The sequence below is a fragment of the Corynebacterium sp. AOP36-E1-14 genome (assembly GCF_052377495.1).
Taxonomy (GTDB): domain Bacteria; phylum Actinomycetota; class Actinomycetes; order Mycobacteriales; family Mycobacteriaceae; genus Corynebacterium.
The window spans coordinates 59,040-82,316 of sequence record NZ_JBQSWV010000005.1 but is presented as its reverse complement, the minus strand read 5'-3'; the positions used below and the strand labels follow the sequence as shown (position 1 = coordinate 82,316).

Sequence of the window (23,277 nt, the reverse complement as noted above, 5' to 3'; positions counted from 1 at the left end):
ATCAGTGCCGTGGGCGGGGTACTCCCCTCCTGACGTCTCAGGACTATACCAGAAGCCCGCCCCGGGGGTCCCTCCCGACGACGCGGGACGAGGAGCCCTAGAACACGCCGGCGGTACCGGACGGGTCGGCGCGCACCACGCGCGGCTCGTCCTGCGCCTGGACCACGGGGATCTCCCCGGTGGGGTCGCTGTCCTGGTCCGGGTAGCCGCCCGGGGTGTCACCGGCCGGCGCACTGCCGGCACTGCCGGCGGCGGCGGTATCGGCGGTGGGGACGGCGGCGTAGTCATCCTGCGCGTAGTCGTCCTCGCCGTACTCGTCGCCCCAGGCATCGGCCTCGCCCTGGGCGTCCTTCGGAGCCTCGGCCGGGTCTGCACCCTTGAGCATCCAGACGATGGTGTCCAGCTCCTCGGGCTTGACCAGCACGTCGCGGGCCTTGGACCCCTCGGACGGGCCGACGACCCCGTGGGTCTCCATGAGGTCCATCAGGCGTCCTGCCTTGGCGAAGCCGATGCGCAGCTTGCGCTGCAGCATCGAGGTCGAGCCGAACTGACTGGTGACCACGAGCTCCACGGCCTGCAGCAGGTCCTCCAGGTCGTTGCCGATGTCCGGATCGATGTCCTTCTTCGCCTCAGCGGCCTTGTCCTCGGTGACGCCGTCGGTGTAGTCGGGCTCGGCCTGGTCCTTGGCCGCGTCGACCACGGCCTGGACCTCCTCATCGGTGACGAACGCGCCCTGCATGCGCAGCGGCTTGCCCGCACCCTGCGGGATGAACAGCCCGTCGCCCATGCCGATGAGCTTCTCCGCACCACCCTGGTCCAGGATCACGCGGGAGTCGGTGAGCGACGACGTCGCGAAGGCCAGGCGGGAGGGCACGTTGGTCTTGATCAGGCCGGTGACCACGTCCACGGAGGGACGCTGCGTGGCGAGCACCAGGTGGATGCCCGCGGCACGGGCCTTCTGGGTGATGCGCACGATCGCGTCCTCGATCTCCTTGGGCGCGGTCATCATCAGGTCGGCGAGCTCGTCGACGACGCAGACGATGTACGGGTACGGGTGGTACTCGCGCTCGGAGCCGGCGGGCGTGGTGATCTCACCGGACTTCACCTTGCGGTTGAAGTCCTTGATGTGGCGCACGCGCGTGGACTTCATGTCCATGTAGCGCTGCTCCATCTCCTCGACCAGCCAGGTCAGGGCGGCGGCGGCCTTCTTCGGCTGCGTGATGATCGGGGTCACCAGGTGCGGGATGCCCTCGTAGGGGGTCAGCTCCACCATCTTCGGGTCGATGAGGATCAGGCGCACGTCCTCCGGTGTCGCGCGCGTCAGTACGGACACCAGCAGGGAGTTGACGAAGGCGGACTTACCGGAACCGGTGGAACCGGCGACGAGCAGGTGCGGCATCTTCTGGATCGAGTGCGCCACGAAGGTGCCCTCGATGTCCTTGCCCAGCCCGATGAGCATCGGGTCGGGGTCGTCGTGGACGTTGGGGGCGTTGAGCACGTCGCCGAGGCGGACCATCTCGCGGTCGCTGTTGGGCACCTCGATACCCACGGCGGACTTGCCGGGGATCGGGGTGAGCAGCCGCACGTTGTCGGTGGCCGCGGCGTAGGCGAGGTTGGACTGCAGATTGGTGATCTTGGAGACCTTCACACCCGGGCCGAGCTCGATCTCGTAGCGGGTCACGGTGGGTCCGCGGGAGAAACCGGTGACCTGGGCGTCGATCTTGAACTCGGCGAAGACCTCGGTGATCGCCTCGATCATCCGGTCGTTGGCCTCGCTGTGGGTCTTGGCGGCCTCACCGGGAACCAGCAGTTCGGTGGACGGCAGGAGGTACTCGGCCGAGGTCACGTCGGCCACGGGCGGGGTCTCCTCGACCCCGGACGTTCCGGACGCACCGGACGCCGCCGACGCGCTCGCGGCGTCCGGGTCGGCGCCGGAGCGCGCGAGGATACGGCGGCGGGTCTCCTCGCGGTCGTCCGCGGCGGACTGCCCGGACGCCGCAGGCGCGGTGCGGGTCGCACCGGCTCCAGCCGCCGCAGCAGCGCCAGCTGCGCCAGCCGCCGCAGCCGCGGGTGCCGCCACCGGCGCCACCGCGGGCACCGAGCTCGCCGGCGCAGGGGTCTTGGGTGCGGGCGTCTTCGCGACGGGGGCAGCAGAAGCTGCGGAGGATGAGTCCTCGCCGAAGAGGTCGTCGTCGATACCCGAGGTCGCGGCCGGGCGCGAGCCACGGGTGGCCGGTGCCGCACCACCGACGGTGGGCGCCTGGAGGTCGTCGTCCTCGACCGGGGCACCCGGGTCCGCCAGCTCCTGCGGGCTCTTGCCCCGGAACACCAGGGTCGCCTGGTCGTCGGAACTGGAGCTGGAGTTGGAGTCCACCGGGTAATTGTCCATCGGCGACGGGCGGCGGGCCGCGCGGGACTCGGCGGACGCAGGGGCGCGTCGCGTCCTGCTCATCGCGGAGGTGGAACGCGGGGCGCGGTCCTGGCGCACGGCGTCGTCGAGTTCGCGGTCGACGGAGGCGTACTCGTCGTAGTCCTCGTCGCCGTAGTCGTCATAGTCCCCCCGGGAACCGGCCCGGCTGCGGGCACGGTAGCCGAGCCAGCCGGCGAGCGAGGACACGAGCTGGCGCACGGTCATGCCGGTGAGCTGCAGGCCGCCGTAGACGATGACCATCAGCAGCAGCGGGACCGCGACGTACTCACTGAAACCCACGGCCATGGGTGTGCCGACGAACTGGCCCACGATGCCGCCGGCGGACGCCCGTCCCTCCACGGTGCCGGGCTGTCCGGCGAGGATGTGGATGATGCCGAGGACTGCCAGCACGATGATTCCGATGCCAGCGCCGAGGCGCAGCCGGGAGTGCTGGGTGGTGTCGACGCCGACCATGAGGATCCAGGCCGTGGCTGCCAGCAGCACCGGGACCAGCAGGGCGGCGGCACCGATGAGGTAGGTCAGCACGAAGTCGATGCCGCCGCCGACGGTGCCGCCGACGCCGAACCAGGACGTCCCGGCGACGATGAGCGCGAGGGCGAGGGCGCCGAGGGCCGGGCCGTCGGCGCCGCCTCCCACGCGTTCGCGCGGCGCGTCGCCGAGCTGGTCCCGGTCGTCGTCCTCGGTCACGTCGCTACCTGCGCCGGACGCCGTCCTGTCGTCCTCCACGTGCCTGTCCACTCCCTTCGGTGCGGTCTTCTTCTTGGTGCCAGCTTTCTTTGTGCCGGACTTCCTCCTGCCGCCGGAGGCCCTGTCGATCACGGTCGTGGGCAGTTCGGCGGCGTCGTGGCCGCCCTGGCCGCCGTCATCGCCGTAGGCGTCGTCCGGGGCGTCGGGCGTCTTCACCGACAACTTGCGTGCGAGCCCACCGATACCGCGGGACATGCCGCCGAACATCGACCCCACCGACGACCCCACGGCGCTGAACGCGCCGCCGGTTCGTTCGAAGTCGGTCGTGTCGTAGGACGGCATCCGTCTGGTCTGCGTCGCGGCGCGCTTGGGTGCGTTGCCGGACGGACGGGTGGAACGCCCAGTGGAGCGCCGGGAGGAGGTCCCGGGAGAGGTACGCGTGCGACTGGTCGTTGACATGCGCGCCAGTTTAGCCCGGCGACCCCACCATTAACAGTCGCAACACGCGTCACATCCGTGACATTTGCCGGGCGACCGACGAAACCCTACTTACAGGCTGACCCGGCGCACGTCCTCCTCATTGCCCTCCACGGTCACGTCACAGGCCTTAATCCTGCCGTAAATCCACAGGAGAAGCTCGCCGGCCTCACCGGTCACGGTCACCCCGGGGGACGTGTTTCCCACGGTCACCGACTCCCCGGCACCGTCGGTACGCACCAGCGTGACCGACACCCCGGAGCTGCGGATCAGCCCGCGTGCCATCTGCGACACCGCGCGCCACAGCGTGTCCCTCGTGCCCGCGGGCAGGTCACGCGGGGTCCACTCCCCTCCCCCACGGCGGGCGTCCTCGTGGTGGACGAAGTTCTCGCCCAGGTTGATGAACCGGTCGCCCAGCCGCATCGGGTTCCACACGGGCGGGCCGTCGCGGTAGAGCTCCACGAGCTCCTCGAAGGGACGCCCCTCGTAGCGGGAGGTCATCGAATCCAGGTGCCCGGACAGCGGCGGCAGGAACATCCCGGCCATCGCGTCCGGACGGTACTCGCGCAGCACCAGGTGCACGGCGAGGTCACGGGTCGCCCACCCCTCGCACAGCGTGGGCTCATCGGGGCCCAGGGACAGCAGAAGGTCCGCCAGGGCCAGGCGTTCATCGTGGGAGACTGTCATGTCTCACGATGCTACGCCGGGTCCGGGCGGACCGTGTGCGGAGTACCGGTTGTACCGGTCGAGCCGGCTCCACCGGACTACAGGGAGGGGACGTGGTCCTCCGGGTCGAGCTCTTCGACGATCTCGCTCGTCATCGGGACCACGGTGGGCACGATGAACGGCTCGCGCTTCCACTTGTCCTTGACGAACTTCGCGACCTTGCGGCGCAGCGTATGCGCCATACGGTACGGGTCGGTCTCGCCGGAGCCGGACTGGTCGAGCATCACGTTGTCGACCAGCTCGGCGACCTGACGCATCATGTCCTTCGACGCGTCGGAGAAGCCGCGGGCCTGGACCTGCGGATCCTCCAGCGGACGGCCGGTGCGGTTGTCCACGACCACGGTCACGGAGATCAGGCCGCCCTCGGACATCGCGGTGCGGTCCTCGAGCTCCTCGGCTCCCACGTCACCCATGGTGACGCCGTCGACGTAGAGGTTGCCGACCTGGATCTGGCCGACCACGGAGGCCTGACCGTTGACCAGGTCGACGACCACGCCGTTCTGCGCGAGCACGGTGTGGTCGCGGGCGACACCCGTGGAGATGGCCAGCTCGCGGTTGGCGCGCAGGTGGCGCCACTCGCCGTGCACCGGCATCGCGTTGCGCGGACGGGCGGCGTTGTACAGGAACAGCAGCTCGCCGGAGTAGCCGTGGCCGGAGGTGTGCACCATGGCGTCCTTGCCGGTGATGACCTCGGCGCCGATCTGCGAGAGCATGTTGATGACGCCGAAGACGGCCTCCTCGTTGCCGGGGACCAGCGACGAGGACAGGACGATCAGGTCGCCCGGACGCACGGTGATCTGCCGGTGCTCGCGACGCGCCATGCGCGACAGCGCGGCCATCGGCTCACCCTGGCTACCGGTAGTGATCAGCACGACCTTGTGCGGTGCCATGCGGGCGGCCTCGTCCATCTGGACGATGGTGCCGCGCGGGGCGGTCAACAGGCCGAGACGCTCGGCGATCTCCATGTTGCGGATCATCGAACGGCCGTTGAAGGCGACCTTGCGGCCGGCGGCGACGGCGGCGTCGACCGCCATCTGCACGCGGGCGACGTTGGACGCGAAGGACGCGATGATCACGCGCTGCTTGGCCTCGGTGACGATACGGCGCAGGTTCGGGCCGATCGCCGCCTCCGACGGCGACACACCGGGGGTGGTCGCGTTGGTGGAGTCGCACAGGAACAGGTCGATGCCCTCGTCGCCGAAGCGCGACAGTGCCGGCAGGTCGGTGGGACGTCCGTCGGCCGGGGTCTGGTCCAGCTTCACGTCACCGGTGTGCACGATCATGCCGGCGCCGGTCTTCAGGGCGACACCGAGGCACTCCGGGATGGAGTGGCCGACGTTGAAGAAGCGGATGTCGAAGGGGCCACGGTTCTCGTGGGAGGTGTCGTCGACCTCGATCAGCTTCGGACGCAGACGGTGCTCCTGGCACTTCGCCGCGATGAGGGCGCAGGTGAACCGCGAGCCGAGGATCGGCAGGTCGGCCTTCTGCTTGAGCAGCCACGGGATCGCACCGATGTGGTCCTCGTGACCGTGGGTGACCACCAGGGCCTCGACGCGGTCCCACTTGTCGTCCAGGTAGGAGAAGTCCGGCAGGATCAGGTCCACGCCCGGCTCACCGGAGGACGGGAAGAGCACGCCGCAGTCGATGATGATGATGCGGTTGTGGTACTCGAAGACGGTCATGTTGCGGCCGATCTCGGAGATACCGCCGAGCGCGATGATGCGCATGCCGTCCTTCGGCGCTGCCGGCGGCTTGGGCAGACGCTGGGTGAGGTCGGCACCCTGCATCGTCTGCACGGTGCCACGGCGGCCGCCGCCCTGGTTTCCACCGTTGTTGCCGCCGTTGTTTCCACCACGGTTGCCACGGTTGCGGTTGTTGCCGCTGTTGTTGTTGCGGTTGCCTCCACCGTTGCCACGGTTGCGGTTGTTGCCGCCACCGTTTCCACCGTTGCCGCCGCCGTTGTTGTTGCCGCCACCGTTGCCGGAGTTGGCGTTGCCGGAGTTGCCACGGCCGCGGGAACGGCGCGAACGGGTGCGGTTGCCGCCACCGTTGTTGTTGCCACCCTGCTCGGCGGAGCCCGCCTGCTCGGTGTTGCCACCCTGCTCGGCGGTGCTGGCCTGCTCGGCCGCTGCGGCCTTGGCCTGGCCACCGTCGTTGAAGGTGGTGCTCACGTCCGCTGCGCTGGTGTCAGCGCTCGGCGGAGCGGCCTTCCGGGTCACCTTGCGTGCCCGGGAACGATTCTCAGTCATGTTGTCCTTAAATTCCTGCGTCACGCAGGTCCTCTGCCAGCCGGTCGTACTCGTCCGGCGTGGGTTCGATGATCGGGAGGCGCGGTGCGCCCACCTCGATTCCTTGAAGTTTGAGTGCCGCCTTGGCGAAAGCCACCCCTCCGAGCCGGGCCTGGGCACGGGTCAGCGGGGTCAGGCGGTTGGCGATCGTCCGGGCGCCGGTGATGTCACCGGCGTCGACGGCGTCGCGGAGTGCGCGCAGCTGCGGGGCCGCGACGTGTCCGATGACGGAAATCACGCCGGTCGCCCCCACGGCGAGCCACGGCACGTTCAACGGGTCATCCCCTGAGTACCACGCCAGGTCCGTCTCCTCCAGCAGCTGCATCGCCGCGGGCAGGTCGCCCTTGGCGTCCTTCACCGCCTGGATGTTGGGGTGGTCGGCGAGTCGACGAATCGTGTCGGACTCGATCGGGACCACGGTGCGGGACGGGATGTCGTAGAGGCAGATAGGGGTGTCCACCGCATCAGCAACCGTGCTGAAGTGCTGGTAGAGCCCTTCCTGACTCGGACGGGAGTAGTACGGGGTGACCACGAGCAGACCGTCCGCGCCAGCGTCGGCGGACGCCTTCGACAGCTCCACGGACTCCGCGGTGCTGTAGGTTCCGCTGCCGGCGACGAGCTTCACGCTGTCGCCGAGTTCGGCACGGACTGCCTTGAGCAGGTCGATCTTCTCCGAGGGGCGGACCGTGGGTGACTCACCCGTGGTGCCGCTCAGAACAAGAGCGTCGCAACCCTGGTCCACCAGGTGTCCCGCCAGGGATACGCCGGCGTCCAGGTCGATGCTGCCGTCCTTCGTGAAGGGCGTCACCATCGCCACAGAGACCGTGCCGAAGATCTCGGCGCCTGTTGTCGCTGTCATACCTGTGCTCATGTCAGCATAGGTTACCGCCCACGGGCCCTGATGTGTACCAGGACCCCCTCCGGCGCGCCGTGGCGCTCAGATGTCGGCCACGTAAGGGCTGGTCGCCATGGTCGTGCCGTCGCGAAGTTCGGTCACCGTGAAATCGTCGAAGATCTCCGGGCTGACCGTCCTGAGCAGCCCCAGGCACTCCACCGCCACCCGGCGGATCTCCGGATCGGCGTGCTCGGCGGCGCGCATGCCGATGAAGTGGCGCCAGGAGCGCATGTTGCCCGTCATCACGAAACGCGTCTCGGTGGCGTTGGGCAGCACCGCACGCGCCGCCTGACGCGCCTGTTTGGCACGCAGCACCGAGTTGGTCTCTCCCGAGGCACGCTCCTCGAGGGCCTCGAGGAGCTCGTCGTAGGCGTCGCGCGCCACGTCGGTGGCGTGCAGCAGCAGCTCGGCGACCTCCGGGTCCTCGGCGATGACGTCGGGCACCACCACCGCGGACTGCTCCTGCGGCACGTAGCGCTGCGAGAGCTGGCTGAAGGAGAAGTGACGGTGGCGCATGATCTCGTGCGCACACGAGCGGGACACCCCACGCAGGTACACCCCCGCCGAGGCGTGCTCCAGCAGGCTCAGGTGCCCGACGTCCAGGATGTGCCGGACGTAGGCGTCGTTCGCCGCGGTGTGCGGGTTCGGACGGTCCCACGTCTCGTAGCAGGCGCGTCCGGCGAACTCCACGAGGTTCGAGGCGTCACCGCCGGTGGGCGACGGCTCCCAGGGCACGTCCTGCGGCGGGGTGAACGTGGTCTGGGAGATCAGGCGTGCGGAGAATTCCGCGCTGGTGGACATCGGTCCTCTGCTCCCCGCCCGCTACTCGGCCGGGACGCCGAGGGTGTCGAGGCCGAGGAACTTCTCCAGCCCGATGGTCAGCCCCGGGGTGGACGGCACCTTGTCCAGGCCCAGCAGCACGCCCGGGACGAAGGACTCACGGTCGTAGGAGTCCTGCTTGATGGTCAGGGTCTGACCGGCCGCACCCAGGATCACCTGTTCGTGGGCGACCATGCCCGTCATACGCACCGCGTGCACCGGCACGCCGTCGACGTCGGCGCCACGGGCACCGTCGAGCTCCTGGTCCGTGGCGTCCGGCTGCGCGCCGAGACCGGCGGCCTGCCGGGCGCGGGCGATGCCCTCGGCGGTGTGCACCGCCGTGCCGGACGGGGCGTCCTTCTTGTTCGGGTGGTGCAGTTCGATGACCTCGGCGGAGTCGAAGTACGGCGCGGCGATCTCCGCCAGCTTCATCGTCAGCACCGCCGAGATGGCGAAGTTCGGTGCCACGAGCACACCGGTGGACGGGTTGTCCGCCAGCCAGCCGCGCAGCGTGTCATAACGCTCCGGGGTCCAGCCGGTGGTGCCGACCACGGCGTGGATGCCGTGGCCCACACAGAACTCCAGGTTGCCCATGACGGCGTCGGGGACCGTGAAGTCGACGACGATCTCGGTGCCGCTGGTGACCAGGGCCTCGAGGTCGTCACCGTGGTCCAGGGCCGCGGAGAGCTCCAGCCCCTCGGTCTTCTCCACGGCGGCGACGACGGCGGTGCCGACCCGTCCGTGTGCTCCGAGAACTCCGACCTTCGTCATGTGCATATCCTCCTGGGTTGTTCGGTGTGTGGCTGGCAGTGGTGTGCCGGGGTGTGCCGGGGTGCCTATTCGGCGTCGACGAGGACCAGGGAGATCTTGCCCCGGTTGTCGATGTCGGCGATCTCGACCTCGAGGGACTGGCCCACGGAGACCTCGTCCTCGACCTTCTCCACCCGGCGGTCGCCGCCGAGGTTGGAGATGTGGACGAGGCCGTCGCGGCCCGGCAGCAGGGAGACGAACGCGCCGAAGGCGGTGGTCTTCACCACGGTGCCCAGGTAGCGGTCGCCGACCTTCGGCAGCTGCGGGTTGGCGATGGAGTTGACCTTGTCCAGCGCTGCCTCGGCGGCCTTGCCGTCGGCGGCGGAGATGAACACGGTGCCGTCGTCCTCGATGGAGATGTTGGCGCCGGTCTCCTCGGTGATCTGGTTGATCGTCTTGCCCTTCGGCCCGATCAGCTCACCGATCTTGTTCTGCGGGATGCTCACGGTGGTGATGCGCGGGGCGAACTCGCTCATCTCCTCCGGGCCGGCGATGGCCTCGCCCATGGTGGACAGGATCTCCAGGCGCGCACCACGTGCCTGCGACAGCGCGGCGACGAGGACGTCGGTGGGGATGCCGTCGACCTTCGTGTCGAGCTGCAGGGCGGTGACGTAGTCGGCGGTGCCGGCGACCTTGAAGTCCATGTCGCCGAAGGCGTCCTCGGCTCCGAGGATGTCGGTCAGGGTCACGTGGGTGTCCTTGCCGTCGACCTCACCGGTGACCAGGCCCATGGCGATACCCGCCACCGGGGCCTTCAGCGGCACGCCGGCGTTGTACAGCGACAGCGTCGAGGCGCAGACCGAGCCCATCGAGGTCGAGCCGTTGGAGCTCAGCGCCTCGGAGACCTGGCGGATGGCGTAGGGGAACTCCTCGCGGGACGGGATCACCGGCAGCAGGGCACGCTCGGCGAGCGCGCCGTGGCCGATCTCGCGGCGCTTCGGCGAGCCGACGCGTCCGGTCTCACCGGTGGAGTACGGCGGGAAGTTGTAGTGGTGGATGTAGCGCTTGGAGTCCACCGGGCTGAGGCTGTCGATGGTCTGCTCCATCTTCAGCATGTCCAGGGTGGTGACACCCAGGATCTGGGTCTCGCCACGCTCGAACAGGGCGGAGCCGTGTGCGCGCGGGACGAGGTCGATCATCACGCCGAGGTCGCGGATGGCGGTCGCGTCGCGGCCGTCGATGCGGAAACCGTCGGTCAGGATGCGGCTGCGCACCAGCTGACGGGTGACCTCGTTGTGGGCGTTGCGGATCTCGGAGGAGCGTCCCTCGAACTGCGGCTCGAGGGCGTCGACGACCTCCGCCATGTCGGCGGAGAGCTGCTCGTCGCGCTCGGCCTTGTCGGCGATGGCCATGATGCCGGCCAGCTTGGTGGCGGACTCGGACTCCACGGCGGCGAAGACGTCCTCGCCGAAGGGCGGGAAGAGCTCGAAGTTGCGGGCCTGGGTGTCGACGGCGTCGGCCAGTGCGGCCTGTGCACCGCACAGCTCCGCGATGAACGGGCGCGCGGCGTCGATACCCTGGGCGACGATGGCCTCGGTCGGTGCCGGGGCACCCTCGGCGACGCGCTCGACGACGTTGTCGGTCGCGCCGGCCTCGACCATCATGATGGCGACGTTCTCGCCCGGGGCGGGCTTGCGGCGGCTGCGGCCCGTACGGACCGGCTCGACGACGCGTCCGGCGACGACGAGCTCGAAGACGGCCTTCTCCTGCTGCTGACGGTTCGGGAAGGCGACCCACTGGCCCTCGGCGTGGTCCTCGTCGACGACGAGAGCCATGCGCACGCCACCGACCGGGCCGGAGACCGGCAGGCCGGAGAGCTGCGTGGAGGCGGAGGCGGCGTTGATGGCGACGACGTCGTACATGTCGTCGGGGTCCAGCGACATGACGGTCACCACGACCTGGACCTCGTTGCGGATGCCCTTGGCGAAGGTCGGACGCAGCGGGCGGTCGATCAGGCGGCAGGCCAGCACGGCCTCGGAGCCGGGGCGACCCTCGCGGCGGAAGAAGCTGCCGGGGATGCGTCCGGCGGCGTACATGCGCTCCTCGACGTCCACCGTCAGCGGGAAGAAGTCGAGGTTCTCCTTCGGCTTCTTCGAGGCGGTGGTGGTCGACAGCATCATGGTGTCGTCGTCGAGGTATGCGGTGACCGCACCGTCGGCCTGACGGGCCAGCAGCCCGGTCTCGAAGGAGACCGTGCGGGTACCGAAGTCACCGTTGTCGATGGTGGCGGTGGACTCCCAGACGCCGGAGTCCGGGTCGATGAGCTCCGCGGTGTGCGTCGGGGCGGGCTTGGTGGCCTTCTTCTCCGGAGCCTTCTTTGCGGGGGCCTTCTTGGCCGGCGCCTTCGAGGTGGCGGTGGTGCCCGCGCTGGCCTTCGCGGGGGTCTTCTTGGCGGGGGCCTTCTTGGCCGGTGCCTTCTTCGCCGGGGCCTTCTTGGCCTGGGTGTCGTTCTCGTTCTGGGAAGTCACGTTGGTGTGTCTGCCTTCTACGTCTTTGATGTTCCCGGTGTCGATCATCGGTGCCGACGGTGGGAGCGGTCTTTCGTGATTCGGAAATCCTGGACAATTGCCGCAGATCACCTTACACCACGTCAGGCATGATTCGCTGCTCCGGCTCGTCCACCACATGCGCAAGCGCACCGCCGATACACCGGTCGGTGTAGCGCAACAGCGCCCACCCCCACCTCGTCGCCATGTTCCCCTTCCACCGGTCGACGACGAAGGTGCGTTCACCCGCCTTCGCCCCACCGGCACCGTGGAAGGCGAAGCTGTCGATCTCGACGAGCACCCTGGCCTCCCGGTTGCTGGCGGTGCCGGTGACGACCCCGTCGAGCAGCCCTGCCACCGCGCCCCGGCGGCTGCGCGACAGCGCAGCGATGTCGGACGCCAGGACGTCGTTTCCCTTCACCCCCGGGTACGCACGCGCGAGCATCTCACCGAGATGCTGCGCCGGGACGTCCTGCATCAGCTCGACCGCGGTCTGCACCGGCGTGATCACGTCGAGCCCCTCGACGCGCCGCGTCCGGGGACGCGCGCGGGTCCGGACGTCCAACAGCGCTCCTCCGCTGCGGGCCCCGCCGCGCGGAAGGTAGGCCTGCGCCGGCCAGCTCATCTTCTCGCACCCCCCCCGTAGATCGCGCCGGCCGTGGTCCCGCGGAACACCAGGCCGTCGTGCCCGGCGGCGAGGGCCTGCAGCACCTGCATCTCGGAGACGTCCCCGGCCGCGTAGTACCCGCGGGCGAGCCGGATCAACTCCCCGTTCGCCACCTTCGTCGCAATCCCGTGGCGTGTGAGTCCCCGCGCCGACAGTTGCGCGGTGCTCCACACCGCATGATCCTTCCCCACCCCACCCATGGTCACCCTCCCCGGTACCGTGTCGTTCTGCACACGAACACTACGGCACTCCCCTGCCCCCGGGGGATGGTCCTGCGTAAAGTCTGCACATCTGCACCGACCGTGGCAGCGAGGGAACCGAAATGCAGGGATTGCGCCGGCCGCCCCCGTCACCACACGCGAAAACCCCGCGGAATGAATCCGCGGGGTCACTGGGAGAGGTCGACTAGCGACGCAGGCCCAGGCGCTCGATCAGGGAACGGTAACGCTCGACGTTGTTCTCCTGCAGGTACTTCAGCAGTCGCTTGCGACGACCGACCAGCAGCAGCAGGCCGCGGCGGGAGTGGTGGTCGTGCTTGTGGAACTTGAGGTGCTCAGTGAGCTGACGAATACGCACGGTCATCAGCGCGACCTGCGCCTCGGGGGAGCCGGTGTCGGTCTCGTGGAGACCGAACTCCTTGAGGGTGTCAGCCTTCTGGTCCTTGGTCAGAGCCATGGTGATTCTCCTGATTGTTGTTTCAGTCCGCGCAAAAAGTAGACGTTCGACACGCCGTTGTGACTACCGCGAACCACAGTCACAGACCGACCGACACTATCATCCGCGCTCGGCCGGGACCAATCGTCGGGTGGCGGCGACGTCGTTGCCGATGGCGGTGACCAGTTCGTCCAGCCCGTCGTAGGTCTCCTGGCCACGGATGTGCTCGATGAAGCTGACGGTGACCTTGCGTCCGTACAGGTCGGCGTCGCGGTCCAGGACGAAGGCCTCCACGCTGCGGGTCTCGTCGCCGAAGGTGGGGTTGGTGCCCACGGAGATCGCCGCGGGCAGGTGCACGTCGACCGGCATGTCGCCGACGAGCGCGCCGGCGGGATCCTTCTGCGTCGGCAGGATGCGCAGGTCGCCGGCGTAGACGCCGTCGGAGGGCAGCGCCTGGCTGTCCGGGAAGTAGAGGTTGGCGGTCGGGAACCCCAACGCGGCCCCGCCACGTCCTGCACCGCGGGTGACCACGCCACGCACGGTGAAGTTGCGGCCGATCGCGCCGGCGGCGGAGGCGACGTCGCCGGCGGCGAGGCGTTCGCGGATCCAGGACGAGCACACGGTGTGGCCGTCGTCTCCCCCGTCCTCGTCACCGTCCTCGTCACCGTCCTCGTCACCGTCGCGCAGCAGCCCGTGCACGACGACCTCCACGCCGTAGCGTTCCCCGAGCTCCTTCATCGTCTCGGCGGTGCCGGACGCCTGGCTGCCGAAGGTGAAGTTCTCCCCCACCACCACGGCGCGAGCCTTGAAGCGGTCCACGATGACGTTGCGGAAGTACTCCTCGGGGCTCCAGGAGATGATCTCGTCGTCGAAGGCGACCACGACCATGCCGTCGATGCCGTAGCGGGCGGCACTGACGGCGCGCTGTTCCACGGTCGCCAGCAGCGGCGGCACGTTCTTCGGCAGAAAGATCACCGTGGGGTGCGGGTCGAAGGTCATCATCAGCGCGGGGACGTCGAGCTCGCGAGCCTTGTCCACGGCGGTGCCGATGAGTTTCTGGTGCCCGCGGTGCACCCCGTCGAAGACACCGATCGTCACGACGCTTCCCTGGAGGTCCGAGGGAACCTCGTCCAGTCCATTCCAGATATCCACGGGCACAACACTACGACATCGTGGCCCACCACATAGACTGTGCTCCATGCCTGGAAGTGAATCGGCCGTGGGGCTCATCGCCCGCTCCGGCCTCGTCGTCGTGGACAAACCCGCCGGAATGACCAGCCATGACGTGGTCGCCCGCTGTCGCCGAGTATTCGGCACCCGGCGGGTGGGCCACTCCGGGACACTGGACCCGATGGCCACCGGCGTGCTGGTCATCGGGGTGGAACGCGGTACGAAGTTTCTCGCCCACGTGGTCACCCACGACAAGCGTTACGAGGCCACGGTGCGCCTCGGCGCCTCGACGGTCACCGACGACGTGGAGGGTGACGTGCTGACCACCGCCGCGCCGGACGCCCTGGCGTCGCTGACCGAGCAGCGTGTGCGCGAGGCCTTCGCCGCGCAGACCGGTGAGATCATGCAGCGCCCCAGCAGTGTCAGTTCGATCAAGGTCAACGGGCGTCGCGCCCACGAGCTGGTGCGCGAGGGGGTGGACGTGGTGCTGCCGGAGCGTCCGGTCACCGTGCACTCCCTCGACGTCACCGACGTGCGCCTCGGCGCACCCGACGGTGCTTGCGAGGTGGACGTCTCCGTGCACTGCTCCTCGGGCACCTACATCCGCTCCATCGCCCGCGACGTGGGCGAGGCGCTGGGCGTGGGCGGGCACCTCAGCGCGCTGCGTCGCACCAGCGTGGGCCCGTTCGACATCCGGGACGCCCGGACGCTGGACGCCCTGCTGCAGGTGCGCGACACCACCGACGCCGCCCCGGAGCTGTCCCTGGGGCTCGACGCGGCGATGTCGACCTGCTTCCCCGTGCGCGAGGTCAGCGCCGACGAGGGTGTGGCGTTGTCGCTGGGCAAGTGGCTGGAGCCGGAGGGCACCAAGGGGGTGTACGCCGCGGTCACGCCGGACGGCCGGGCGATCGCGCTGCTGGAGGAGAAGGGACGGCGCGCGGCCAGCGTGTTCGTGGCGCGTCCGGCGGGCATGGACTGAGCGCGACACCATTCGGCCCCCGATTCAGCGCGTCTCACGCCGGTACTCTACAATGCCAGAGTGTGAGACTGACTCTCCCGACCAGTGAGACGGGCGGGGGTGCGGTGAAGATACAGCCAAACAGTTGGACGTCAGAGAGGAAGCCATGGCAGAGAACGAGAACTCCCGCCAGATCCAGTGGAACGGCGGACTGCAGCAGGAGGCCGTCGACCTGCTCCGCACGCCGGGCCACATCGTGGTCACCCCGACCAAGGTCGGCTACATCATCGCCACCAGCGACCGCGAGGGCCTGGAGCGCAAGTTCGCTGTCAAGCACCGTAAGCGCAACAAGCCCGGCGTGGTGCTGTGCGGTTCGCTGGAGCAGCTCAAGGAGCTCGCCCAGCTGACCCCGGAGATCGAGAACTTCTACCGGACCTGCGCCGAGCGCGACATCCTCATGGGCTGCATCCTGCCGTGGAAGGACGGTGCGCAGGACAAGTACATGCCCGAGGGCGCCGGCGAGCTGGCCTCGGACACCCGCAACACCAGCTGCTTCGTCCTGAAGTTCGGCACCCCCGGCGAGAACATCGCCCGTGAGCTGTGGGAGAAGGACCGCCGCCTGGTCTTCGCCTCCTCCGCCAACCCGTCCGGCCAGGGCAACCGTGGCCTGATCGAGGGCATCGGCGACGAGATCGCCGGCGAGGCCGACCTGATCATCGAGGGCAACGACTACGTGGCCTCGATCCAGCCGGACAAGAGCATCGACACCCGCTACGAGCAGGGTGTGATGGTCTCCATGGTCGACGACGACGGCACCCTGGTCCCCGAGCAGAACGGTGAGCGCGGCGTGACCCCCTGCCCCACCCTGATCCGCAAGGGCATCTACAACGACGAGATCGTGCTGATCCTCGCCGACCAGTTCAACTCCTGGGACTTCCGCCAGGGCGGCTACTACTGATCCGTACCGGTCAGTTGGAAGACCCCGGTCAGTTGGGGATCGCGCAGACGGTGACCACGTAGCCGTCGCGGATCACCCAGTGACCGCTCAGGGAGGGCAGCGGGGTGGGCTGCGAGAGCACCCGGGCGTGCCAGCGGCCGCCGACCTCAGGGGACGAGGCGGCGGACGAGGCGGCGGCGCCGAAGGTGTCGGCGACGTCGAGCTGCAGCTCGACCTCGTCGAAGTCCAGGAAGCGTCCCACCACGGGGAACCATGCCTTGTACACCGCCTCCTTGGCACTGAACAGCACGGTGCCCAGCGAGCGTCCCGGGGCGCGCTGCGCGGCGCGCTGCAGTGAGCGGCGTTCGCGCGCGGAACTCACCGCGGACAGCACGCCGTCCGGCAGGCGTTGGGCGACCTCGACGTCCAGCCCGAGACTGCGCCACCGGTCGGTGCGCGCCACGAGTGCCACGCGCAGCCCGCGGGTGTGCGAGATCGTGCCGGTGACGTGGTCCGGGAACAGCGGCATCCCCTTGTCGCCGCGCAGGATCGGGCCGTCCACGCCGAGTCCGCGCAGCGCGCGGTGGGCGCACCAGCGACCGTCGCCGAACTCGGACCTGCGCGAGTCCACCGCGGCGCCGACGATGCGGCGCTCGTCGTCGTCCAGTTCCTCGTAGTGGGCCAGGTCGATGAGGTCGCCGGGGTGGTACTCCACCAGGCCGGCGTCCGGCGGGACGATGTCCCGGGGCACCACCGGGGCGCGGTCGGAGTCGCCGAGGCCCACGGCGACGTAGGGGGCTGCGATGATCATCCCGCTTCCTCTCCGGTGTTGTCGGTCAGCACCGGGTACGGCCAGAGGTCCCGTTCGCGGCGCTGTTCGAGGGTCCGCTCGCGCTCCCGGGGGTAGCCCAGCGACACCTCGACATGACGGACACCGTCCACCTCGGTCACGACCGGGATGTGCAGGTGCCCGTAGACGACGGTCTCGGCACCGAAACGTACCGGCCAGTCCTGCGTGTGCCGGCTTCCCGACCACAACGCCACCTCCGGCAGCCGCAGACGCGAGGTCACCTCACGCACCAGCGGCCAGTGGTTGACCAGCACCGTCGGCCCCGAGACCTTCGACAGTCGCCGCACAGTGTAACCCAGCCGACGCTGGCACCAGAGCGGAACGTCCACATAGGGTGCGATGGCGACCTGGTCGGTGAACACCACCCCGTTGCCCTCCGCCGCCGACAGCGCGGACTCCACGCTGACCAGCGGGTCGCGCCAGGAGTGGTCGTAGAGGGTGAACATGGGCACCACCGTGCGCCCGGCGAAGCGCGGGTAGGGGTCCTCCGGGGTGAGCACGCCCATCGCCTGGCAGCCCTTCACGAGCTCCTCGTACTTCTCCTCGGCGTGGACCTCGTCGGCGGCGCGGGAGAACAGTTCGTGGTTGCCGGGCACCCAGATGACCTGGGCGAAGCGTTCGGAGAGTTCGCGCAGCACGTCCAGGATCGTGGAGGTGCGTTCGGCGACGTCGCCGGCGACGATCAACCAGTCGCCGGGATGACGCGGGCGCACGGTCTCGTCGACCAGTTCGCGGTTGCCGCGGGCGGCCACGTGCAGGTCCGAGACGGCCCAGAGCGTACGCGTGCGCCCGCCCGGGTTCGCTCCGGGTTTGCCGTCGGGGTTGCCGTCCGTCTCGTCCTCCACGCCAATCACCCTGACCACTCTAGTCACTTCAGTCTCTTACGTCACTCCCGGTGCCCGGGTCCACCGCCCGCTGCGGTAGCGCCACACCACCGCGGCCAACCGGATCACGATGAAGGCCAGCAGCCCGCACCACACCCCGGTCAGCCCGAGGTCGAAGGCGAAGGACAACCACACGCCGGGCAGGAAACCCACCAGTACCGAAACTATCGACGCGGTCCGCAGGAACGCTACGTCCCCCGCGCCCAGCAGCACACCGTCGATGGCGAAGACGACTCCGCCGAGAGCGACCATCGCCACCAGGATCCACCACGGCCCCCACATCGTGGAGAGCACCGTGTCGTCCGTGGTGAACAACCGGGGGATGACGTGCGCCCCGGCCGCCAGCAGCCCGGCGAGCACCAGACCGGCACCCACGGAGAACCGCAGCACCTGGTTGCCCACCCGCCAGGCGGTCCGCACCGAGGCCGAGCCCAGCGCGGCACCGACGAGGGCCTGCGCGGCCACCGCCACCGAGTCCAGCACCAGCGTCAGGAAGTTCCACAGCTGCAGCATCACCTGGTGGGCCGCCAGGGACGACTCCCCCATCCGTCCGGCCACTGCCGCGGCGGACAGGAACGCCACCTGGAAACTCATCGAGCGCAGGATCAGGTCGCGTCCCATCGACAGCTGCGGACGGATCACCGCCCAGCTCGGGGTGACCGGCCGCCCGTCGCCCTCGCGGCGCCAGGTGCGCACCAGGCACACCACGAAGCAGGACGCCGTGATCACCTCGCCGAGCACGTTGGCGTACGCCGAGCCGACCAGACCGAAACGGTCGACCGCCCACGGCACCGTGACGACCATCGGCAGCACGCCGGCCAGGGTGAAGTACAACGGGGCGCGGGTGTTCGCCACCCCGCGCAGCCAACCGTTGCCGGCCATGGTCAGCAGCGCCGGGATCACCGACAGCGAGGTCACGCGCAACCAGCGCGCCGCCTCGGCGGCGACGGGAGACCCCTCACCGCCACCGGTCAGCGCCGCGGTCACCGGGGTGGCGAAGACCGCCACCAGCACCGCCAGCACCGCGCCGACGGCCACCGCCACCCAGGACGCCTGGATGCCCTCGGACACGGCGCCGGGGGTGTCCCCGGCACCGTGCCTCCGCGCCGCCCGCGCCGTCGTCCCGTAGGACAGGAACGTCAGCTGGACGGTGACCTGCGCGAGTACCGTCGCGCCGGCCGCCAGGGCGGCGAGTTCGGACGCGCCGAGGCGTCCGACGACGGCGGTGTCCCACAACAGGTACAGCGGGGTGGCCGCCAACACCGCGAGGGCGGGCCACGCCAGACCGAGGATGGTCCGGGTGTCCGCCCTCACGTCGTTGGCCGAGCCGGGTGGGGTGGTGCTCACTCCTCCGGCTCGTCGGCCGACTTGTAGGGGTCCGCCTCGCCGGCCGGGGTGGCGCCTTCGGCCTGCGCGCGCACACGCGAGTCGATGTCGCGGGCCTTCGCGAGCAGCTCCTCCAGGTGCGCCGAGGCCTCCGGCACGGTGTCGAGTTCGAAGCGCAGCGTGGGGGTGAAGCGCACCGACAGCTGGTCGCCGACGATCTTGCGCAGCTGGCCGCGGGCGCGGTGCAGCGCCTCGGCGGCCGCGGCGGTGTCCGGCTCCTCGTCGACGGTGCGTCCGCGCACGGTGTAGAACACCGTGGCGTCGTGCAGGTCGCCGGTGACCCGGCAGTCCGTCACGGTGACGAACTCCAGCCGCGGGTCCTTCACGTCGCGCTCGATCGCCGAGGCGACGATGGTCATGATGCGCTTCGCCATACGGGCGGCGCGGGCGTGGTCAGCCATCTGGGGCTCCCCTTCTTCCTGGACGCTGTGGGTCCGGTGGACTTCTTACGGGTTGATTCTAGTCGGTGGCACGGCAGACACGACCCGACCCCGCCCCGCGGGGGACTCATGGGTGAGTCACCTCGACGGGACGGGGCCGGTGGTGCGCCGGGGATCAGGGCTCCCGGCAGGCCCGAAGGCTGCGGCTGACTCTACTTGCCGTCCTTCTTGTCCTTCTTGACGTCCTCGCGCGGGACCTCGACCAGCTCGTAGGCCTGGATCGTGTCGCCGACCTGGATGTCCGGGTAGGACAGGACCATACCGCACTCGTAACCGTGGCTGACCTCGGTGACGTCGTCCTTCTCGCGGCGCAGGGACTCGATGGTGGCCTTCTCGGTCACCACGTTGCCGTCGCGGATCAGGCGGATCTGCGCGTTGCGGCGCATCTTGCCCGTCTGGACCATCGAACCGGCGATGAGGCCGACGGCGGAGGCCTTGAACAGCTGACGGATCTCGGCGGTACCGACCTCGCGCTCCTCGTAGACCGGCTTGAGCATGCCCTTGAGAGCCTGCTCCACCTCGTCGATGGCGTCGTAGATGACCGAGTAGTACCGGATCTCCACGCCCTCGGAGTTGGCGACCTCGGTGGCCTTGCCCTCCGCACGGACGTTGAAGCCGATGATGATCGCGTCGGACGCGGCAGCCAGGTCGACGTTGGTCTGGGTGACAGCACCCACACCGCGGTCGATGATGTTCAGGCTGACCTCGTCGTCGACCTCGATCTGCAGCAGGGAGTCCTCCAGCGCCTCGACCGTACCGGCGTTGTCGCCCTTGAGGATGAGGTTGAGCTGGCTGGTCTCCTTGAGCACCTTGTCCAGGTCCTCCAGGCTGATCCGCTTGCGGGACCGGGCCTGCATCGCGTTGCGGCGACGGGCGTTGCGCTGGTCGGCGATCTGCCGGGCGGTCCGGTCGTCGTCCACGGCGAGCAGGTTGTCGCCTGCACCGGAGACGCTGGTGAGGCCCAGGACCTGCACCGGCATCGACGGGCCTGCGGCCTTGACGTCGTCGCCGTGCTCGTCGACCATGCGGCGCACACGACCGTGGGCGTCACCGACGACGATGGAGTCACCGACGCGCAGCGTACCGCGCTGGATGATGACGTTGGCGACCGGGCCACGACCGCGGTCCAGGTGCGCCTCGATGGCGACACCCTGGGCGGGCATGTCCGGGTTGGCGACGAGCTCGAGCGAGGCGTCGGCGGTCAGGACGACGGCCTCGAGGAGGTCCTCGATGTTCGTGCCCTGCTTGGCCGAGATGTCGACGAACATGGTGTCGCCGCCGTACTCCTCGGGGACCAGACCGTACTCGGTGAGCTGGCCACGGATCTTCTCCGGGGACGCGCCCTCCTTGTCGATCTTGTTCACCGCGACCACGACCGGGACGTCGGCGGCCTTGGCGTGGTTGATCGCCTCGACCGTCTGCGGCATCACGCCGTCGTCCGCGGCGACCACGAGGATCGCGATGTCCGTCGCCTTGGCACCACGGGCACGCATGGCGGTGAACGCCTCGTGACCGGGGGTGTCCAGCAGTGTGAGCAGACGCTCGTCACCGTTGACCTCGACCGGCACCTGGTAGGCACCGATGTGCTGGGTGATGCCGCCGGCCTCGCCGCCACCGACGTTGGTCTTGCGGACCGTGTCGAGCAGGCGGGTCTTACCGTGGTCGACGTGACCCATGACGGTGACCACCGGGGGACGGTGCTGGAGGTCCTCACGACCACCGACGTCCTCACCGAACTGCAGGTCGAAGGACTTCAGCAGCTCACGGTCCTCGTCCTCCGGGGAGACGACCTCCACGGAGTACGCCATCTCGTCACCGAGCAGCTTCAGCGTGTCGTCCGGGACAGAGGCGGTCGCGGTGACCATCTCGCCGAGGTTGAACATCGCCTGGACCAGTGCGGCCGGATCGGCGTTGATCTTCTCGGCGAAGTCGGACAGCGACGCGCCACGGCGCAGGCGAATCTTCGCGCCCTTGCCGTTCGGCAGCTTGACGCCACCGACCACGCTCGGGGCCTGCATCGCCTCGTACTCGTTACGCTTCTGCCGCTTCGACTTACGTCCGCGACGCGGTGCGCCACCGGGACGGCCGAAGGCACCTGCGGTACCGCCACGACGTCCGCCGCGTGCACCGCGGGGACCACCGGGTCCACCGGATCCGGTGCTGCCCTGGCCGCCACGGCCACGACCGCCGCCGCCACCGGTGCTGGCCTTCGCCGGCATCTGCCCGGGGCTCGGGTGGCTGGGCATCGAGGCGGGACTGGGACGACGCCCACCCGGCTTCGCTGCGCCGCTACCGCCCGGACGCGGTGCCGGACGACCGGTGGAACCACCGGGACGAGGCATGTCGGACTTGGAGCCCTGACCGCCCTGGCCACCCTGACCTGCCTGCGGGCGCGGTGCGGGACGCTCCGTGCCGGAGGAGAAGGGGTTGTTGGCCACGCGCGGGGCGCGTCCACCGGGCTTCGGGCCCGGCTTGGCACCCGGACGGGCACCGCCCGGCTTCGGCCCCGGGCGCGGGCCCGGCTTGGACGACGCGGCGTCCTGCGCGGAGGCGGGCGTCGCCTCGGCGGACTTCGCGGCGGGCTTGGGGGCGGGCTTCGCCGCACCCGGCTTCGGACGCTCTGCCGCCGGCTTCGCGGCAGGCTTGGCGTCGGTCTTGGCGTCGGCAGGCGTCGCGGCCGGGGTGGTGGCTGCAGACGTGTCCTGCGCAGGAGCCTCGTCGGCCGGGGTGGCCGGACGTGCCTGGGCAGGGGTGGGCTTCGCGGCAGGCTTCGCACCGGGCTTTGCGGCACCGGGCTTCGCCGAGGTCGCGGGACCCGGCTTGGCGCCGGGCTTTGCGGCACCGGGCTTCGCCGAGGTTGCGGGCCCCGGCTTCGCCGCTGCGGCGTCGCCGGACGCCTGGGCGGTCGGCTGACCGCTCAGGTCCGGCAGGGCTGCGCCGTCGGCGCCGTCCTGCTTGGACTCGGCGGACGCGCCGTAGTGGTTCTTCATCTTCTTGACGACCGGCGGTTCCACCGTCGAGGACGCCGACTTCACGAACTCACCCTGCTCCTTGAGCGTGGCGAGAAGTTCCTTGCTTGTCGTTCCGAGCTGCTTAGCCAGCTCATGGACACGTAGCTTTCCGGGCACTGCTCTCCTTCGTTATGTCGGAGTCGCAGGCCGGTGGCCCGTGGATCTTCACTCCACGAGGTCGACTACGTACGACTCCAGGTCAGTTGGACACTCATCGCTGATGCTGCTTCATCGTGCGCTCATCAGTAATCGGTTTCCTTTTCCTTCTCGGCCACCGGGCTGGTGGTCAGATGCGGTGACTGCCGACCCGTCGACGGCCCCGGCACGTTCCCACGTCCACCACGGGGGCGGGTGTTCAGGAACTCCAGTACAGGGGTCGTGTCCACGTCGGCGGACACTTTCAGCGCCCGGACAAAAGCCCGGCGCTGTACGGCGGTCTCGTACGCCTTGACGTCCGCGGTGATCCACGCACCACGGCCCGGCAGGCGCCGTCCGGGATCGGGCACGACACGAGTCGTGCCCTCTCCCCCACCGGTGACGTCCCTCACCGCGACACAGCGCAGGAGCGCGGACGCGGGACGGACGGCACGGGTGGCGATGCAGGTCCGCTGGGGACCCGCATCCGACGAGGCGGTGGTGACACGATCAGACACGTGCAACCTCTATTCTCCTCGCCGTCAGACCGATACACAGTCTAACGT

Annotated in this window: 19 protein-coding genes; 2 read left to right on the top strand and 17 right to left on the bottom strand. The window is 69.5% G+C overall.

Features of this window, described 5'->3' with window-relative positions; genetic code table 11:
- Positions 1-97: 97 nt before the first annotated feature.
- The 11 genes from ACT3TD_RS03835 to ACT3TD_RS03785 all read right to left on the bottom strand — a co-directional run bounded on the left by ACT3TD_RS03835 (position 98) and on the right by ACT3TD_RS03785 (position 14,092).
- Entirely contained in the window at positions 98-3,577 is a 3,480-nt protein-coding gene (locus tag ACT3TD_RS03835) for a DNA translocase FtsK 4TM domain-containing protein (protein WP_441578745.1), read from the bottom strand.
- 90 nt (positions 3,578-3,667) lie between these two features.
- On the bottom strand, positions 3,668-4,282 hold the full coding sequence (locus ACT3TD_RS03830; RefSeq protein WP_441578744.1) for a TIGR03085 family metal-binding protein: 615 nt from the start codon (positions 4,280-4,282) through the stop codon (positions 3,668-3,670).
- Between the two features lie 77 nt (positions 4,283-4,359).
- Positions 4,360-6,570: a ribonuclease J gene (locus ACT3TD_RS03825; RefSeq protein ID WP_444614703.1), complete on the bottom strand. Its 2,211-nt coding sequence runs from the start codon at positions 6,568-6,570 to the stop codon at positions 4,360-4,362.
- Between the two features lie 7 nt (positions 6,571-6,577).
- Complete coding sequence (gene dapA, locus ACT3TD_RS03820) at positions 6,578-7,480, bottom strand: 4-hydroxy-tetrahydrodipicolinate synthase (RefSeq protein ID WP_301444238.1); 903 nt, start codon at positions 7,478-7,480, stop codon at positions 6,578-6,580.
- 66 nt (positions 7,481-7,546) lie between these two features.
- Positions 7,547-8,305 (bottom strand): FAD-dependent thymidylate synthase, encoded by a 759-nt coding sequence (gene thyX, locus ACT3TD_RS03815; RefSeq protein ID WP_301444239.1) that lies wholly within the window; start codon positions 8,303-8,305, stop codon positions 7,547-7,549.
- 21 nt (positions 8,306-8,326) lie between these two features.
- Positions 8,327-9,094, bottom strand: a complete 768-nt coding sequence (gene dapB / locus ACT3TD_RS03810; protein WP_441582087.1) for a 4-hydroxy-tetrahydrodipicolinate reductase — start codon at positions 9,092-9,094, stop codon at positions 8,327-8,329.
- A gap of 65 nt (positions 9,095-9,159) precedes the next feature.
- On the bottom strand, positions 9,160-11,394 hold the full coding sequence (locus ACT3TD_RS03805) for a polyribonucleotide nucleotidyltransferase (RefSeq protein WP_441582091.1): 2,235 nt from the start codon (positions 11,392-11,394) through the stop codon (positions 9,160-9,162).
- Between the two features lie 319 nt (positions 11,395-11,713).
- Positions 11,714-12,244, bottom strand: a complete 531-nt coding sequence (locus tag ACT3TD_RS03800; RefSeq protein ID WP_441578741.1) for a hypothetical protein — start codon at positions 12,242-12,244, stop codon at positions 11,714-11,716.
- The gene (locus tag ACT3TD_RS03795) at positions 12,241-12,399 is read right to left on the bottom strand and encodes a hypothetical protein (protein WP_441578740.1); all 159 of its coding nucleotides are present in this window, start codon (positions 12,397-12,399) and stop codon (positions 12,241-12,243) included. The genes ACT3TD_RS03800 and ACT3TD_RS03795 overlap by 4 nt, the downstream gene beginning before the upstream one ends.
- A gap of 292 nt (positions 12,400-12,691) precedes the next feature.
- The gene (rpsO, locus tag ACT3TD_RS03790; RefSeq protein ID WP_441578739.1) at positions 12,692-12,961 is read right to left on the bottom strand and encodes a 30S ribosomal protein S15; all 270 of its coding nucleotides are present in this window, start codon (positions 12,959-12,961) and stop codon (positions 12,692-12,694) included.
- A gap of 99 nt (positions 12,962-13,060) precedes the next feature.
- On the bottom strand, positions 13,061-14,092 hold the full coding sequence (locus ACT3TD_RS03785; protein ID WP_441578738.1) for a bifunctional riboflavin kinase/FAD synthetase: 1,032 nt from the start codon (positions 14,090-14,092) through the stop codon (positions 13,061-13,063).
- 46 nt (positions 14,093-14,138) lie between these two features.
- Here ACT3TD_RS03785 and truB point away from each other — a divergent pair, with 46 nt between their 5' ends.
- Both truB and ACT3TD_RS03775 read left to right on the top strand, forming a co-directional pair.
- Positions 14,139-15,089 (top strand): tRNA pseudouridine(55) synthase TruB, encoded by a 951-nt coding sequence (gene truB, locus ACT3TD_RS03780; protein ID WP_441578737.1) that lies wholly within the window; start codon positions 14,139-14,141, stop codon positions 15,087-15,089.
- 145 nt (positions 15,090-15,234) lie between these two features.
- Positions 15,235-16,026 (top strand): L-threonylcarbamoyladenylate synthase, encoded by a 792-nt coding sequence (locus ACT3TD_RS03775; RefSeq protein WP_301444024.1) that lies wholly within the window; start codon positions 15,235-15,237, stop codon positions 16,024-16,026.
- 28 nt (positions 16,027-16,054) lie between these two features.
- Here ACT3TD_RS03775 and ACT3TD_RS03770 read toward each other — a convergent pair whose 3' ends face one another.
- The 6 genes from ACT3TD_RS03770 to ACT3TD_RS03745 all read right to left on the bottom strand — a co-directional run bounded on the left by ACT3TD_RS03770 (position 16,055) and on the right by ACT3TD_RS03745 (position 23,229).
- Complete coding sequence (locus ACT3TD_RS03770; protein ID WP_441578736.1) at positions 16,055-16,816, bottom strand: 4'-phosphopantetheinyl transferase family protein; 762 nt, start codon at positions 16,814-16,816, stop codon at positions 16,055-16,057.
- Positions 16,813-17,700 (bottom strand): metallophosphoesterase family protein, encoded by an 888-nt coding sequence (locus tag ACT3TD_RS03765; protein ID WP_441578735.1) that lies wholly within the window; start codon positions 17,698-17,700, stop codon positions 16,813-16,815. Before ACT3TD_RS03765 ends, ACT3TD_RS03770 begins: the two co-directional genes overlap by 4 nt.
- Positions 17,701-17,736: 36 nt before the next feature.
- Complete coding sequence (locus tag ACT3TD_RS03760) at positions 17,737-19,086, bottom strand: MATE family efflux transporter (protein ID WP_441578734.1); 1,350 nt, start codon at positions 19,084-19,086, stop codon at positions 17,737-17,739.
- Positions 19,083-19,526, bottom strand: a complete 444-nt coding sequence (rbfA, locus tag ACT3TD_RS03755) for a 30S ribosome-binding factor RbfA (RefSeq protein WP_301443632.1) — start codon at positions 19,524-19,526, stop codon at positions 19,083-19,085. The genes ACT3TD_RS03760 and rbfA overlap by 4 nt, the downstream gene beginning before the upstream one ends.
- A 191-nt stretch (positions 19,527-19,717) precedes the next feature.
- Complete coding sequence (gene infB, locus ACT3TD_RS03750; protein ID WP_444614702.1) at positions 19,718-22,693, bottom strand: translation initiation factor IF-2; 2,976 nt, start codon at positions 22,691-22,693, stop codon at positions 19,718-19,720.
- A 125-nt stretch (positions 22,694-22,818) separates the two neighbouring features.
- Entirely contained in the window at positions 22,819-23,229 is a 411-nt protein-coding gene (locus tag ACT3TD_RS03745) for a YlxR family protein (RefSeq protein WP_441578732.1), read from the bottom strand.
- Between the last annotated feature and the right edge of the window lie 48 nt (positions 23,230-23,277).